7 protein-coding genes are annotated in these 16,946 nt (G+C 69.5%); all 7 read right to left on the bottom strand.

Annotated elements, in window-relative coordinates; all coding sequences use genetic code 11:
- Nucleotides 1-57 precede the first annotated feature (57 nt).
- From treY to LK533_RS12280, 7 genes are read right to left on the bottom strand one after another with little or no spacing between them, the layout of a single operon-like run.
- Nucleotides 58-2,517, bottom strand: a complete 2,460-nt coding sequence (treY, locus tag LK533_RS12250) for a malto-oligosyltrehalose synthase (protein ID WP_229363268.1) — start codon at nucleotides 2,515-2,517, stop codon at nucleotides 58-60.
- On the bottom strand, nucleotides 2,514-4,520 hold the full coding sequence (malQ, locus tag LK533_RS12255; RefSeq protein ID WP_229363269.1) for a 4-alpha-glucanotransferase: 2,007 nt from the start codon (nucleotides 4,518-4,520) through the stop codon (nucleotides 2,514-2,516). Before malQ ends, treY begins: the two co-directional genes overlap by 4 nt.
- Nucleotides 4,517-6,229 carry a malto-oligosyltrehalose trehalohydrolase gene (gene treZ, locus LK533_RS12260; RefSeq protein ID WP_229363270.1) on the bottom strand — a complete coding sequence of 571 codons (1,713 nt, stop codon included), beginning with the start codon at nucleotides 6,227-6,229 and terminating at the stop codon, nucleotides 4,517-4,519. Before treZ ends, malQ begins: the two co-directional genes overlap by 4 nt.
- Entirely contained in the window at nucleotides 6,226-8,370 is a 2,145-nt protein-coding gene (glgX, locus tag LK533_RS12265) for a glycogen debranching protein GlgX (RefSeq protein WP_229363272.1), read from the bottom strand. Before glgX ends, treZ begins: the two co-directional genes overlap by 4 nt.
- Complete coding sequence (glgB, locus tag LK533_RS12270) at nucleotides 8,367-10,553, bottom strand: 1,4-alpha-glucan branching protein GlgB (protein ID WP_229363275.1); 2,187 nt, start codon at nucleotides 10,551-10,553, stop codon at nucleotides 8,367-8,369. Before glgB ends, glgX begins: the two co-directional genes overlap by 4 nt.
- Nucleotides 10,550-13,780: a maltose alpha-D-glucosyltransferase gene (gene treS / locus LK533_RS12275; protein WP_229363277.1), complete on the bottom strand. Its 3,231-nt coding sequence runs from the start codon at nucleotides 13,778-13,780 to the stop codon at nucleotides 10,550-10,552. Before treS ends, glgB begins: the two co-directional genes overlap by 4 nt.
- Nucleotides 13,777-16,878 carry an alpha-1,4-glucan--maltose-1-phosphate maltosyltransferase gene (locus tag LK533_RS12280; protein ID WP_229363278.1) on the bottom strand — a complete coding sequence of 1,034 codons (3,102 nt, stop codon included), beginning with the start codon at nucleotides 16,876-16,878 and terminating at the stop codon, nucleotides 13,777-13,779. Before LK533_RS12280 ends, treS begins: the two co-directional genes overlap by 4 nt.
- Nucleotides 16,879-16,946 lie beyond the last annotated feature (68 nt).

A 16,946-nucleotide genomic window follows, 5' to 3' on the forward strand; every position in this document is an offset into this window, starting at 1 on the left:
AATGCGCCGTAACAGGGGGCAGGGAAGGAGCTTGTACCGCGCGATCCCGCCCTGTCATTACGGAATGATAAGGATCGCGATCGGTTGGTCGCACAGCAGGGCCGCCACGCGGGTTTCCGCCGTCCCCGGCAGGCCGTCAATGGACGTGTCGCCCCACCACTCGGCTGCGGGTGCTGGCGATCCGGTGCCCGCCGTCGCCGCGGCCGTGCGAAGCGCCACCACGGCCAGCAGCGTCTCCTCGCCTGCCGTGCGGGTGAAGGCGAGAACATGGCCGGCGCGCGCTCCGCGGACTTCCAGCGCTCGATAGTCGCCGGTGCCGAACAGGCCCGGATGCTGGCGGCGCAGGCCCAGCAGGCGGACGATCAGCGCCAGCTTCTCCGCACCCTGGCGGGTCGGGTCGGCGAGCAGCTGCGCGCGCAGGGCATAGTCGACCGGGCGGCGATTGTCGGGGTCGACCAGGCTCAGGTCGGCAAGCTCGGTGCCCTGGTAGCAGTCGGGCACGCCCGGCACCGTGTAGCGCAGCGCCACCTGCGCCAGCGAATTGGCCAGGGCCGGCGCTGCCGCCTTGGCGAGGAAGTCACGAAGATCGGCCAGGAAGTCGGCCGAACGCGCAGGATCGAGCAACGCCCGCACCAGCGCCTCGGCTGCGCCCTCATAGGCTTCGTTGGGCGCCTCCCAGGACGAGCGCAGCTTGGCTTCCCGCAGCGCCTTTTGCTGCCAGGCGATCACGCGCTCGGCAAAGGCGGTGAGCCCGTCCGCATCGTCGATCGCCAGCCCCTCGGGCCAGGCGCCGAACAGCGTTTGGAACAGCATATAGACGTCGCCCGGCTCCACGCCTTCGGCATGGGGCGCGGCCATCGCGTGCCAGCGCAGCACCGCCTCGCGCCAGGCGCCGGGCAGTTCGCTCAGCACAGCGAGACGCGCGCGCACATCCTCTCCGCGCTTGTGGTCGTGGGTGGCGGTGGCGAGCATGCCGGCGGGGAAGCGCTCGGCGCGGCCGACGGCGTCGGCGTGGAACTCGGCGATGCTGGCCGAAAAGCGCGTGGCGTCGAAGCCGACGTCGTTGCGTGAGAGCAGCCGGCCATAGCGGTAGAAGGCGGTGTCCTCGACCGCCTTGGCCGCGATCGGGGCGGAGAGCTGCTGGAAGCGGCGCACCGCCTCTGCCGCGAGCGTCGCATCGCCGGGGCCGTTGCCGGCGAGCCATTCGAACACGCGGTCGACCACGGCTTCCTCGCCCGGCGGCACATGGCGCGCGACCCGGGTGCGGGCGATCTCGCGGATTTCGGCGTCGCTCTCCGGCGCGGCATCGCCGGTGCCATAGGTGCGATAAACCGGAAATACCCACAGCAGCCGCTCGATCGCGCGGCGCAGCATGCCGCCGGTCAGCCCTTCAGTCGGGGGTGCCGAGGCGGCGAGCGCGACGAACGCTGCGACGCAGCGGCTCAGCTGGCCCTCGAACGCCCAGGCCAGCATGTGACGCCGGGCTTCCAGCTCCTCGGCCTCGAAATTGGCAGGGCGGCCGCTGATCTCCTCCCACAGCCGGTCGAGCGGCGCCTCGCCTTCGGGCGCGTGGAGCAGGGCGGCGACCTCCTCCATGAAATCGTATCCGCTGGTGCCGTCGACACCCCAGTCGGCGGACAGCGGCTCACCCGCGCCCAGGATCTTCTCGATCACCAGATAGGCGGGGCCGGGCGGCGCGTCGGCGGGGCGGGGGCAGGCGTCGAGGCGTGCACGCAGGGTGCGGCAATAGCCGGCGGGGTCGGTCAGCCCGTCGACATGGTCGACGCGGACACCGTCGATCAGCCCCTCGGCATAGAGACGCAAGGGAAGCGCGTGGACGGCCTCGAACACCGCGGGATCTTCGATGCGCAGCCCGGCGAGCTCGCTCACCGTGAAGAAGCGGCGCCAGTTGAGGTCGTCGTTCGACGTGCGCCACGAGGCGAGGCGGTAGTGCTGGCGCTCCAGCAGCGCCCGGATCTCGGCTGCGTCGGTGGTGGCACCGCCCGCCTGATCCTCGTCGCGCAGGGGGAAGCGGTGCTCGCCATAGGCCGTGACGAAGCGGCGGCCGTCCTCCAACTCGACCGCGAGCGCGTCCTGTTCCAGCGCCTCCGACAAGGGCGTGCCGAGCACCGGCAGCAGCACCGGCTCGCGCCAGTCGATGTCGAAGAAGCGGGCATAGGCGCTCTGCTGGCCATGGGCGAGCACGTCCATCCACCAGGCGTTCTCGCCGCCCGCCACGCCCATGTGGTTGGGGACGATGTCGATGATGACACCCATGTCGCGCGTGCGCAGCGCCATCACCAGGCTGCGGAACGCCTCCTCGCCGCCCAGCTCCGGGTTGATCCGGGTGGGGTCGACCACGTCATAGCCGTGGGTCGAGCCGCTGCGCGCGGTGGTGATCGGCGAGGCATAGACATGGCTCACCCCCAGCCGCTCGAGATAGGGAACCAGTGCCTCGGCATCGGCGAAGGTGAAGTCGCGGTGGAACTGGAAGCGATAGGTGGCGCGGGGGATCATCCGGTCCTCATGGCGTTGATGCGGGCGACGCGCCGGGCGACTTCGGGCCGGTCGAGCAGCTCGGGGGTGGGCGCCGGCATGCGGCGGCGCCAGTTCGGGTGTTCGTCGATGGTGCCGGGCAGGTTCGGCTGCTCGACGGCGCCGATCAGGTCCTCAATCGGGAGGATCGCGAGTTCGCATGGCGTGCCGGCGACAAAGGCGAGGGCGGCATCCACTGCCGCGGCAGGGTCCTGCGCCGGCGGTGCGTCGGCGTCCGCGACGCCGGCATCCTCGAACGCCTGCCACAGCAGGTCGCGTTCCTCGGCGCGGGTGGCGCGCTCCTCGGCTTCGACCGCGTCCGCGCGGGTGCGGCCGAGCTGCCAGTTCCAATCGATGTCGCGCTCGCTCCACCAGCCGGCGACTGTGGCCAGATCATGGGTGCCGGTCATCGCCGCGGCTTCCGGCGACCAGCGCTCGGCGGGGATGAAGCCGTCCTCGTCGCGCTCGAAGGGCAGCACGCGCATGCCGAGCATGCCGCGCTCGTCCATCTTGGGCCGGAACCCCTCGGGCACCGTGCCCAGGTCCTCGCCGATCACCACGGCGCGGGCGCGGTGCGACTCGATCGCTAGCACGCGCAGCATGTCGTCGAGCGGCATGGTGAGATAGGCACCATCGCGCGGCGACGCGCCCTCTGGCACCACCCACAGCCGGCGCAGGCCGAGCGCATGGTCGATGCGGATGCCGCCGGCATGGTCGAGCGCCGCCCGCAGCGTCGCGATGTACGGCTCGAACGCGGTGCGCTGCAGCGCGCGCGGGGAAAAGCCGGTGATGCCCCAACTCTGTCCCTCGGGGCCGAGCAGGTCGGGCGGCGCGCCGAGGGAAAGCCCGGTGAGCAGGTCGTCGCGGCGGCTCCACGCATGGCTGCCGCCGCCGTCCATGCCCACGGCCAGGTCGGCGATCAGCCCCAGCGCCATGCCGCCGTCGGTCGCGGCGCGCTGTGCGGCGTCCAGGCTGCGCTTCGCCAGCCACTGGCAGAAGAGGTAGAAGCCGACGTCCTCGGCATGCTCGGCGGCAAAGCGCGAGACCGCCTCGCTGGCGGGCTCGTGGAACTCGCTCGGCCAGCCCTGCCAACCCGTGGCGCCGCTCTCGCGGAAGAAGTGCGCGTGGATTGCGTCGAAGCGCGCATGACGCAGCAGTTCGTCGCCGCCTGCGCGGGCATAGTCCGCAACCTGGGCGCGGACCGCATCGTCGCGCGCGTCGAAGGCGGCGCGCAACTGGCGCAGCCGTGCGGGGATCGCGGCGCTCCAGTCGATCAACTCGGCCGACGCGGGTTCTTCCACGGCAGCGCCGGCAAGCGCCGGATCGGCATAGAGGATGTTGAGGAACAGCCGGCTCGATGGGGCATAGGGGCTGTAGCGGCTGGCATCGGCCGGAAAGAGCGCGTGGACCGGGCTGATCGCCAGCGCGTCCGCACCGCCGGCGGCAAAGGCGCGCGCGGTGTCGGCCAGCGCGCCGAAGTCACCAAACGCACGCGAGCTGGCGTCGCGCAGACCGGCGATCTGCACGGCGGTTCCCCACAGCCGCTTGCCGCCGGCCGCGTCGGCAACCCCGAAGCAGCGGCGCGGCGCGATGGCGAGGCGAATGGTGCGCTCGCCCTGCGCCAGCTGGTGGTATCCCGGGGTGTCGATCGCGGGCACGCTCAGGCCGGCTCGACCCTTCGTCACCGTCACTGCGCGCGAGGCACCGCCTTCCAGATGCAACTCTGCCGGACCCTCTCGCAGGCAGCCGGCCGGGAGCACCACGGGCGCGCCCACATCGGCCGACACGAAGCTGCACGAGGCGGCCTGATCCTCGACCAGCCGCTGGCGACTTTCGGCGATCGCGTCGGTACTGTCGGCAGGCAGGCCGAGCGCGGCGAGCACCGCGACCAGCGCGTCATCGGCGACCCGTTGCGGGTCGCCGGCCGCATCTTCCCAGTCGATCAGCAGCCCGGCTTCGGTGGCAAGGCTGTGGAGCGGGCTCATGCCCCGAGCCAAACGGCGACGCTGGCGCGTGCGCCGGGTTCGCCGCGCGCGAACAGCGGCGAGCTCTCGGCCGGGAAGGTGACCGCCTCGTCGCCCAGGTTGAGCGCGATCGTCAGCGTCTTGCCATCCCCCATCTTCCAGCGCGCGACCACGGCGGCCTCGCCGATCGCCTCCGCCCCCAGGCCGGTCGTGCCCTTCAGCCGCGGCACGATCTGCGCGTGGCGCAGGGCAAGCAGCTCGGCGTAGAGCGCGCGCCACTCGGCGGCGTCCGGCCCCGGTTCGGGGCGCGACTGGTCAAAGGTCGACCGCGCGTTGGGATCAGGGATGCGCTCGCGCGCCTCCGGATCGGCAAAGGCGGCGAACTTCGCGAACTCCTTGCGCCGGCCTTCGCGCACGGCGTCCGCGAGTTCGTCGTGGAAGTCGGTGAAGAACAGGAACGGCGCACGGCTGCCCTCGCTGTCGCCCATGAACAGCAACGGGATCTGCGGCCCGAGCAGCAGCAGCGCGGTGGCGGCGCGGAGCTTGTCCGGATCCGCCAGCAGCGTCAGCCGCTCGCCCATCGCGCGGTTTCCGACCTGGTCGTGGTTCTGGAGGAAGGACACAAAGGCGGTGGTCGGCAGGTGCCCGCTCTTGCTGCCGCGCGGCTTGCCGTCGTGGTTGGGAGAGCCTTCGCCCTGGTAGATGAAACCCTCGGCCAGGCAGCGCGCCAGCCGCTCGGCCGGCTTGTCGGCGAAATCCTGATAATAGGCGCTGCTCTCGCCGGTCAGCAGGACGTGCAGCACGTTGTGGAAATCGTCGTTCCACTGCGCATCGTAGCGACCGGAGCCGAGGCGCGCGGCATCGTTTTCCTCATTCTCCAGCACCAGATGGACGTGCCGGTCCGGCCCGATCGCGTCGCGCAATTCGGTCGCCATCGCATCCAGGAATCCCGGATTGCCGATTGCGTGCACCGCGTCGAAGCGCAGCCCGTCAATGCGATATTCCTCCAGCCACATGCGCGCATTGTCGACAAAGAAGCGGTGCACCGGCTCGGCATCTACTGCGACCGCGCCGCCCCAGGGGGTGTCGACGTCGCTGTGGAAGAAGTCCTTGGCATAGGCGCCGAGGTAATTCCCGTCCGGCCCGAAGTGGTTGTAGACCACGTCCAGGAACACCATCAGCCCCAGCGCATGGGCGCGGTCGACCAGCGCCTTGAGGTCGTCGGGGCTGCCATAGGCTTCGGCCGGGGCATAGGGGAGCACCCCGTCATAGCCCCAGTTGCGAGTGCCGCCGAACGCGTTGACCGGCATCAGTTCGATCGCGGTGACGCCCAGTTCGGCGAGCATCGGCAGCCGTTCGGCGACACCGGCGAAACCGCCGAGCACGCCGACATGCACTTCCTCGATCACCGCCTCTTCCCACGGACGGCCGCGCCAGTCGTTGCCGGTCCAGCGATAGGCGTCGGGATCGACCACGACGCTCCAGCCGTTGACCCCGCCATCCTGCGCGCGCGACGCCGGATCGGGCACCGCCAGATCCGCTTCCAGGCGGAAGCGGTAGCGCGCGCCTGCACCCACCGGCGCCTCGGCCGAGAACCAGCCGTCGTCCGCGCGCGTCATGACCACGGCGTCCCCGCCGTCGATCTCCAGCGTCAGCTCTGTGCGGTCCGGCGCCCAGAGGCGGAAGCGAGTCCGGTCTGCGGCGACCGGCGTGGCGCCCCAGCGGCTCACGCCGGCTGCTCCTCCGGCGAGGTGTCGGCTTCCGGCTCCGGCTCGGCAATGTCGGCAACCCAGCGGATGAGCGCGGCGCTCTGCGGACCCACCTCATAGTCGTTGCCGGTCTCGAACGCCGCCTCTTCGGGCCGCGCGCTGTCGACCAGCACGGTGCGCGGCACGTCGGGCGGGGGCAGGTGGAAGGTGATGGCGTCGCCCGATGCGTTCAGCAGCAGCGTCATCGCCTCGATCCGGCCGTCCTCCATCTGGCGCGCACGGCGCATCACCAGGGCGCGGCCTTCGGGGTTGTTCCAATCCTCGTCGCTGAGCTGACGGCCCTGTTCGTCCCACCATTCCAGATCGTTGATCTCGGTGCCGGGCAGCTTGTCCGCGTACAGGAAGCTCGGGGCCCGCAGCAGCTCATGCTCGTGGCGCAGCGCAATCAGCCGCGAGGTGAAGGCGAGCAGCGCCTTGCCCTCGGGCGTGTCGCGCTTGCTCCAATCCACCCAGCCGATCTCATTGTCCTGGCAATAGGCGTTGTTGTTGCCGCCCTGGCTGCGCCCGAACTCGTCGCCTGCCAGCAAGAGCGGGGTTCCGAGCGAGGTGAACAGGGTGGTGAGCATCGAGCGCATGACCCGCTGGCGCGCGTCGTTGATCGCCGGATCGTCGGTCGGACCCTCCGCACCCCAGTTGCGCGAGTAGTTCTCGCTGTGGCCGTCGCGATTGTCCTCGCCATTGGCCTCATTGTGGCGCTGTTCATAGGCAACCGTGTCGGCGAGCGTGAAGCCGTCGTGCACTGCCAGCGCGTTGACGCTCGCCCAGGGGCGGCGGGCACGGCGGTCGAACAGATCGCTGGATCCCGACATGCGCGCGGCCAGCTCGCCGCGCATCGAGGGATCGCCGCGCCAGTATTTGCGCACGCCGTCGCGGTACTTGTCGTTCCACTCGGCAAAGCTGGGCGGGAAGTTGCCGAGCTGATAGCCGCCGGGGCCGATGTCCCACGGCTCGGTCGACAGCTTCAGGCGGCCCAGGATCGGATCCTGGCGGATCACGTCGAAGAAGGCCGCGCCCGGGTTGAAGCCATGTTCCTCGCGGCCGAGCGTCAGCCCCAGGTCGAAGCGGAAGCCGTCGACGCCGAACGAGGTCGCCCAGTAGCGCAGCGAATCCGCCACCATCTGGATGACGCGCGCCTTTTCCAGGTTGAGCGTGTTGCCCGTGCCGGTGTCGTTGATCGTGTAGCGGGGATTGTCCTGGACGTGGCGATAATAGGTCGCGTTGTCGAGCCCGCGCCACGACAGCGTCGGGCCGCGCTCCGATCCCTCGCAGGTGTGGTTGTAGACGACGTCCAGGATCACCTCGAGCCCGGCGGCATGCAGGCGGCGCACCGCCAGGCGCAGCTCGTTGTGGCTGTTGCCGGCAAAGAACTGCTGCTCGGGCGCGAAATAGCTGAGGGTGTTGTACCCCCAATAGTTGCGCAGGCCCTTTTCCTGCAGGAACCGGTCCTGCACAAAGGCGTGGATCGGCATCAGCTCGACCGCGGTGACGCCCAGCCGCTTGAGGTGGTCGATCACGCGCGGGTGGCTGAGCGCTGCAAAGGTGCCGCGCTCGGGCGGGGAGACTTCCTCGAACAGCTTTGTCAGGCCCTTGGCATGCGCCTCATAGATGACCGTGTCGGACCAGGGCGTGTTCGGGCGGATGTCGCCCGACCAGTCGAAATGGGTGTCGACCACCACGCCCTTGGGCATGGCAGGCGCGCTGTCGCGCCGGTCGAAGCTCAGGTCCTCGCGCCGCGAACGTACCTGATAGCCGTGCAGCGCGTCGGTCCAGCGGACTTCGCCATGCAGCTGCTTGGCATAGGGATCGAGCAGCAGCTTGTTCGGGTTGAAGCGATGCCCTTCCTCGGGCGCATAGCGGCCATAGGCGCGATAGCCATAGAGGAGGCCGGGGCGCGCGTCGGGCAGATAACCGTGCCAGACCTCGTCGGTCCATTCGGTCAGCTCGTACCGCTTGATCTCGCGCCGGCCGGTCGGCTCGAAGATGCAGAGCTCGATCTTCTCTGCATTGGCGGAGAAGACGGCAAAATTGACGCCGAGACCGTCGAAGGTCGCGCCGAGCGGATAGGGCGAGCCGGCTTCGAGCCGGTCAGGCAGGCTGTTCAACGAGGACCCCCTTCATATCGAAGCACCACCGCGGCGAGCGGTGGCAAGACGACGGAGGCACTGGCCGGCTGGCCGTGCAGGGCCGTCGATGAAGCGGTAACCATTCCACCATTGCCGATGTTCCCGCCGCCGTAGATTGCGGCATCGCTGTTCAGCACTTCGCGCCACTGGCCGGCACGCGGCAGGCCGACCTGATAGCCATGGCGCGGCTCCGGCGTCATGTTGAGCAGCACCACGCACGGGGCGTCGCGGTCGTTGCCGTGGCGGGCATAGACGAAGACGCTGTTGCCCGCATCGTCGCCGACGATCCAGTCGAAGCCGGAAGGATCGGCATCGCGGGCATGCAGCGCCGGCTCGTTCGCGTAGAGCGCGTTGAGGTCGCGCACCAGGCGCTGGATGCCGGCATGCTCGGGCCGGTCGAGCAGATCCCAGCGCACCTGCGCGTCATGGTTCCACTCGGTATCCTGGGCGAGCTCCCCGCCCATGAACAACAGCTTCTTGCCCGGGTGCGTCCACATGAAGCCGAAATAGGCGCGTAAGGTTGCCAGCTGGCGCCAGCGGTCTCCCGGCATCTTGCCCAGCAGCGACCCCTTGCCGTGCACCACCTCGTCATGGCTGAGCGGCAGCACGAACTTTTCGGAAAAGGCGTACACCAGGCCGAAGGTCAGCTCGCCATGGTGCCAGCGCCGGTACATGGGATCGCGCTCCACATATTGGAGCGTGTCGTGCATCCAGCCCATGTTCCATTTGTAGGTGAAGCCCAGGCCGCCCTGATGGACAGGGGCGGTGACGCCGGGCCAGGCGGTGGACTCCTCGGCAAGCGTGATCGCGCCGGGGCAGCGCTCCGCCACCAACGCGTTCATCCGCTTGAGGAAGTCGACCGACTCCAGGTTCTCGCGGCCGCCATGGATGTTGGGGACCCACTCGCCGGCATTGCGGCTGTAGTCGCGGTAGAGCATCGAGGCGACGGCATCGACGCGCAGCCCGTCGATGTGGAACGTCTCCAGCCACCACACCGCCGAGGCGAGCAGGAATCCCGCCACTTCGCGCCGGCCGAGGTTGTAGATCAGCGTGTTCCAGTCCTGGTGGAACCCCTCGCGCGGATCGGCATGCTCGTAGAGGTGGGTGCCGTCGAACTGGGCGAGGCCGTGCGCGTCGGTCGGGAAGTGCGCGGGCACCCAGTCGAGGATCACGCCGATGCCGGCGCGGTGGCAGGCGTCCACGAAGCCGGCGAAGTCCTCCGGCGTGCCGAAGCGCGCGGAGGGCGCGAACTGCGACAGCGGCTGATAGCCCCAGGAGCCGCCGAACGGATGTTCCATGATCGGCAGCAGCTCGACATGGGTGAAGCCCATGTCCGCGACATAGGGGATCAGCCGCTCGGTCAGCCCCTGCCAGTCGAGCGTGCCAAGCGCGTCGCCGTCGGGCCGCAGCCAGGAGCCGGCATGCACTTCGTAGATCGACAGCGGCGCGTTCGGAGCCTGCCGGCGCCCTCGCTCGTCCATCCAGTCGGCATCGTGCCAGCGATACTCCGGTGCCGGCGCGACGATCGAGCCGGTGGCCGGCGGCGCCTCCGTCTGGCGGGCGAGCGGATCGGCCTTTTGCACCACGCGCCCGTCGGCGCCGAGGATCTCGTACTTATAGTGCGTGCCTGCGCCGATGCCGGGCACGAACAGCTCCCACACGCCGGCACCATGATGGCGGCGCATCGGGTTGCGACGGCCATCCCAGCCGTTGAAGTCGCCGATCACCGACACGCGGCGGGCGTTCGGCGCCCATACCACGAAGCTGACGCCCTCCACGCCCTCGACGGTGCGCGGCTGCGCTCCGAACACGCGTGCCAGATCCCAGTGGCGGCCCTCGTTGAACAGGTGGAGGTCGAGGTCGCCCAGCACCGGGCCGAAGCCATAGGTGTCCTCGATCTCCTGTACCCAGCCGCCCGGCCAGCGGATGGCGAGGGCATAGGGCACGTCCTCGCCCAGCGTGCCCGTCCACAGGCCGTCGTCGCAGCTGAGTTCGCCGAGCGGGCGGCCGTCGTCGCGCGCGATCAGCCCGACCGCCTCCGCACCCGGCTGGAAGCTGCGGACGACCCGGCGGCCGCCCTCATCATGGACTCCCAGCAGCGCAAAAGGGTCGTCCAGCGTTCCAGCGCGCAACGCGCCTGCGAGTGCGCCAACATCGGTCATGCGAAATCCTCGTTGAGCAGGCGGGCCGCGGCGCGGGCGAGGCCCAGCGCCGGCACGGCGATCCAGTCGGGCCGGTTGGCCGCCTCATACGCGACCTCATAGGCCGCCTTTTCGAGCAGGAAGAGGTCGAGCAGCGGGTCGCCGGCTCCGGAGTGGGCAAGCACGCCGCTCTCCGCCGCCGCCTCGCCATAGCCGGCCAGGAACGCCTCGATCGCGGAGCTGCCGAAGCGTGCATAGCGCCGCGTGGCGCGTGCCTCCTCACGTTCGGCGCTGAACGGCAGGTTGCGCTCCGCCACCGCCGCCGCATAGTCGAACGAGCGCAGCACGCCGGCGACATCGCGCAGCGCCAGATCCTTGGCACGACGCTCGGCGAGCGGCTTGGCAGGCTCACCCTCGAAGTCGATCAGCATCACGTCGCTGCCGGTCACCAGCACCTGGCCCAGGTGCAGGTCGCCGTGGATGCGCGTGCGGGCGCGTCCTTCCGCACTGCGGGCGACGGTGCCCACGCGTTCCATCAGCGCGGCACGCTGCTCCGCGAGACGGGCGAGCGCCGCATCGCCTTCCTCGCTGCCGAGCGACACGCCCTCCAGCATCAGCAGCGCGCGGTCGAGCTGCCCCGCCACCCGGCCACCCAGCCGATCGGCTTCCGCCGCGCTCATCGGCTCGGGTGCAAAGGCGGTATCGTCGCTGTCCTGCGCCAGCACCGCGTGCATTTCGGCAAGGCGCCGGCCGAAGTTGGTCGCGAAGTTGCGATAGTTGCTGAAGCTCGCGTCCTCGTCGGTGGCGAGGCGTTCGAGCACGCCCAGCGTCCACTGCCAGCCGTCGCCCTGATTATAGACGAACGCCTGCGCCAGCATCACCAGCGTCTCCTGGTCGCCTTCGACACGGGTCACGGTGCCGAGCATCGGCGGCACGTTGGCAAAGCCGTGGCCGGAGAGATAGCGCACCATCTCCACGTCCGGGTGGATGCCGGGTGCGACCTTGCGCAACAGCTTCAGGACGGCGCGCTGGCCGAGCACCAGGGTGCTGTTCGACTGTTCGGCCGCCAGCCATTCGGGTGCGGCATCCGGCTCCAGGTCGAAGCCTTCGAAGGCGGTGAAGCGCAGCTCGCCCCCTTCGGCAAGCGACACCACCGTGCCTTGCTGCAGGCCCTGCACCACCGAGCGCCCGAAGCTTTCGAGCGCGAACCCGTCGGTCAGCAGGCCCACCGTGCGGCCGCGGCGCACCCGCGCCAGCGCCAGGTTGGACGCGAACGGCCCGGTGGTCTCGCCTTCCCAGGCGATGCCCAGCGGCAGCATGTAGGTGGCCGTGCCGCTGTCGGTCTCGACCTCGATCTCGCCCAGCAGCAGGTCCTCGGCCGCCGGCATGGGCGTGGAACGGACCAGATGGACCGATGCGATCGTCTCGTCCTTCGCTCCGAACCAGCGGCGCTGGGTCAGATAGGTCGGCAGCAGGTCCTTCTCGAGCACGCCGCGGTTGGCACCCAGCGCAATGTCGGCCAGCTCCGGCCGCAGCACGAAGGTGTAGCGTTCGATCTCGCTTGCCGGAGCACCACTTGCCCAGCTCGGCCCGCTCTCGTCGGAGGCGAGGCGGAACCACAGGAAGCCATAGGGTGGGAGCGTCAGCAGATAGGGCAGTTGGCCGACCTTGGGGAAGGGCGTGCTGCCGAGCAGCTCGACGGGGGTGCGGCCCTCGAACTCGTGCAGGTCCAGCTCCACCGCCTGCGCCGTGCGGCCGAGGTTGGCCACGCACAGGATGGCGTCGCCCTCATGCTCGCGCAGATAGGCCAGGATCTTGCGGTTGGCGGGGCGCAGGAAGCGCTGGGTACCACGGCCGAACGCCTGATACTCACGGCGCACCGCCAGCATCCGCTTAAGCCAGTTCAGCAGCGAGTGGCGGTCGCGCTCCTGCGCCTCCACATTCACCGCCTGATAGCCGTAGAGCGGGTCCATGATCGCCGGCAGCGCGAGCGCGGGCGGGTCGGCGCGGGAGAAGCCGCCGTTGCGATCCGGCGACCATTGCATCGGCGTACGCACGCCGTCGCGGTCGCCCAGATGGATGTTGTCGCCCATGCCGATCTCGTCGCCGTAATAGAGCACAGGCGTGCCCGGCATGGTCAGCAGCAGCGCGTTCATCAGCTCGACGCGGCGCCGGTCGCGCTCCATCAGCGGCGCGAGGCGGCGGCGGATGCCCAGGTTGATGCGCGCGCGCCGGTCGGCGGCATAGGTGTTCCACAGGTAATCGCGCTCGGCGTCCGTCACCATTTCGAGCGTCAGCTCGTCATGGTTGCGCAGGAAGATCGCCCATTGGCAGTTCTCCGGGATTTCCGGCGTCTGGCGCATGATGTCGGTGATCGGGAAGCGATCCTCCTGCGCCACCGCCATGTACATGCGCGGCATCAGCGGGAAGTGGAACGCCATGTGGCATTCGTCGCCATCCTCGCCGAAATACTGCTGCGTATCCTCCGGCCACATGTTTGCCTCGGCCAGCAGCATGCGGTCCGGATAGTGCGCGTCGAGGTCGGCGCGGATCTTCTTCAGGACGTCGTGGGTCTCGGGCAAATTCTCGTTCGAGGTGCCGTCGCGCTCGATCAGATAGGGGATCGCGTCGAGCCGCAGCCCGTCGACGCCCAGGTCGAGCCAGAAGTGCATGACCGACAGCACTTCTTCCAGCACGCGCGGGTTGTCGAAGTTCAGGTCGGGCTGGTGGCTGTAGAAACGGTGCCAGAAATAGGCCTGCGCCTCCTCGTCCCAGGTCCAGTTGGATTTCTCGGTATCGAGGAAGATGATCCGCGTGCCGGAGTAGAGCTTGTCGTTGTCCGACCACACGTAGAAGTCGCGCTCGGGGCTGCCCGGGGGCGCCTTGCGCGCGGCCTGGAACCAGGGGTGCTGGTCGGAGGTGTGGTTGATGACGAGCTCGGTGATGACGCGCATGCCGCGGTCGTGCGCCGCGGCGATGAAGTCGCGCGCGTCGTCCATGGTGCCGTAATCGGGGCTGACGTCGCGATACTCGGCGATGTCATAACCGTCGTCGCGCCGCGGCGACGGGTAGAAGGGCAGCAGCCACAGCGTGTTGACGCCCAGGTCCGCCAGATAGTCGAGCTTCGACATCAGCCCCTTGAAGTCGCCGATGCCATCGTTGTTGGCGTCGAAGAACGACTTCACGTGCAGCTGGTAGATGACCGCGTCCTTGTACCACAGCGGATCCTGGTCGTGGCTGACGGTCATGCGAAGTCTCCGGGCGCGATGCGCCAGATGCGATAGGGTTGCTCGGGGTCGAGGCGGATGGTCTGGGTCTTGCCGTGCCAGCGGAAGCGATGGCCGGCGGCGAGGTCCTCGACCGCGATGCTGCCGTCGTCCGGGATGCCGAACTCCCACAGCGGCAGTTCGAAGCCGGTTTCCTGGGCGTGGTGCGGGTCGAGGCTGACCATCACCAGCAGCATCTCGCTGCTATCGGGCGCGGGCTTGGCGTAGAAGATGACCCGGTCGTTGTACGCCGGCAGGAAGCGGGTGTTGAGGTGCGTCTGCAGCGCGGGATACGCCCGGCGCAGGCGGTTCAGCAGCGTGATGTCGTCGATGATGTTGCCCGGCGCCTGCCAGTCGCGCGGCTTGACGATGTACTTCTCGGAATCGAGATATTCTTCCTTGCCGGGCACCGGCGCCGCCTCGCACAGCTCGAACCCCGAATAGACGCCGAACAGGCCTGACAGCGTCGCCGCCAGCACCGCGCGGATGCGGAAGCCGGGCCGGCCCGAGGTCTGGAGGAACACGGGATTGATGTCCGGCGTGTTGACGAAGAAGTGCGGCCGGTAAAATTCCTTGGGCGCGGTCGTCGTCAGCTCGGTGATGTAGTCGACCAGCCCCTGCTTGTCGTCGCGCCAGGTGAAATAGGTGTAGCTCTGCGAAAAGCCGATCTTGCCGAGCCGGTACATCATCGACGGGCGCGTGAACGCCTCCGCCAGGAAGATGACGTCCGGATGCTGGGCGCGCACCTCACCGATCATCCATTCCCAGAAGGGCAGCGGCTTGGTGTGCGGGTTGTCGACGCGAAAGGTCTTCACGCCGCGCTCGACCCACAGGAGGATCACGTCGCGCAACGCCGTCCACAGCCCGGGGACCGCGTCGGGGCCGTAGAAGTCGACGTTGACGATATCCTGGTACTTCTTGGGCGGGTTCTCCGCATATTTCATCGAGCCGTCGGGCCGCCACGCGAACCAGCCGGGATGCTCGGTGAGCCAGGGATGGTCGGGCGAGGCCTGGATCGCGAAGTCGAGCGCGATTTCGAGCCCATGGGCGCGTGCCGCTTCCACCAACCGCGCGAAGTCGTCGGGGCTGCCCAGCTGCGGGTGGATCGCGTCGTGTCCGCCCTCGGCGCTGCCGATCGCATAGGGGCTGCCGGGATCGTCCGGACCTGCGGTCAGCGTGTTGTTCGGGCCCTTGCGATGCGTACGCCCGATCGGGTGGATCGGCGGGAAATACAGCGTGTCGAATCCCATGTCGCGCACTGCGGGCAGCCGCGCGATCACGTCGTCGAAGGTGCCGTGGCGGCTGGCGTCCTCCACCTGCGAGCGCGGGAACAGCTCGTACCAGCTGGAGAAGCGTGCCGTCAGCCGCTCGGCATCGACGATCTGCGGCTCCGAACGCAGCCGGTGCGGGCGATCGTCGGCAGCATCCATCAGCCCGGCAAGCTCGGGCGAGAGCAACAGCGATGCGCTGTCCGCGCCCTCGGCCGCCGCTTCCAGCCGGGCATGCCAGTCGGACAGCGTCGTGCGGGCGTCTCCCTGCGAGCGCGCCACCGCCTCGGCGACCAGCGCGCGGCCCTCGGCATGGTCGACCGGCTGCGCCACGCCGGCATCGAGCTTCTTGGTGAAATCGCGGCGGAAGCCGCCGAACCGATCGAGCCAACCCTCGACGGCATACTCGTAGCGGCCGAGCCGTTCGAGCGTGAAGCTGCCCGTCCACAGGTCGTTGGGCCGCTGCGTCATGCGCGCCACGTTCCAGTTCGCTTCGTCCACGGCGCGCCAGTGAAGCTCGACCGCAAGCTGCTCATGCCCGTCGGTGAACACGGTGGCCTCGACGGGCACCTCCTCGCCGACCACCCGCTTCACCGGGAAGGCGCCGCCGTCGACACGCGGGTGCAGTTCCTCGACCACCAGCCGCGGCGCGCCGGTGCCGACTTCGACGGAGTTGGCGGAAATCGCGGCCCGGATCGGCGTCGCCCGGCGGGCGGTGTGCAGGCGCACTTCGCCCGGGGCGAGCGGGGCGCCGCCCTGATCCGGACCGACCGGCTCGAAGCCCTCGAGCGCGGTACCCATGAATTCGCGCAGCGTCGCAGGGCAGGGAAGGGGCTGGGGCGTGTCGGTGCGGTTGACCGTCACCAACAGCACCGCATTGGCATCGCGTACGTCGCCGGAATCGGCACGCAGCAGTACGCCCACCGACGCCTGCGGACCGGTGAGCGGGCGCATCTCGCCCCCGAACCGCTGCGCAGCCTCGGCAATCGCAAGAGCGTGGCGCACGGCGTGCTCGGCGTCCTCGCCGCCTGCGACCAGTTCGGCGGGAACGATCACGCCGTTGCCGGTCGCCGCCGCCATCGCCAGCGTCCGCGCCATCGCCGCCGGCGCATCGGCATCGCTGCCCGCCTCGGCAGGAATTTCCGCGAGCAGCGGTGCCTGGCCGCGTAGTTCCTCATATTCCTCGATCAGCCACGGCGCGCGCAGGTCCCACCAGCCGAACGAGGAGGTGACCGCGTCGAGGCCGGCGGGGGCGAGCGCGCGCACCTGCGGCCGCGACAATTCGGGCGCACCGCCGATGAAGCGCGCGTCCGGATGGCGTTCACGCACGGCCGCGATCAGGCGCGCCAGCGTCTCGGTCGGAATGCGATCGACGCCGACCAGGCGGAAGCCGTCGACACCCGCTTCGATCAAGGCCGACAGGCGGTCGACCAGCAGGGGGAGCAGCAGCGCGGCGGCCTCGGGCGTGCGCAGCCGCGCGCGCGCCTCACCGGTAGCGCGCGCGGGCACGCGCGGGTCCACCGGGCCATCGCTGCCACTGCCGGCGCGACGAATTGCAAAGGCTTCCGGATGGCTGGCAAGCAGGGGGTGATCGATCGGCGCGCGGTCCAGCGTCAACGCGACCAGCAGCGCGAGCCCCGCTTGCGCACAAGCGTCCGGCAGCGCGGGCGGAACGAGGTCCGCGTCGCCCAGCAGGACTGCGTCGGAGCGCCACAGCACGCCGTCGAAACCGGCGGCGGCCGCATCGGCCAGCAGGCGTTCAGGGGCGGGGTAGGAGGAGATCGAGAGGAGGCGGGAGACGAACTGCGGCAAAAGTGACCTCCATCACGGGAACCTAGGCTGAACATCGGCAGACGCGCATCGTTCCGCCCCGGCCGCAC

This window comes from Sphingomonas sp. PL-96 (assembly GCF_020707215.1).
In the GTDB taxonomy this organism is placed as follows: domain Bacteria; phylum Pseudomonadota; class Alphaproteobacteria; order Sphingomonadales; family Sphingomonadaceae; genus Sphingomonas.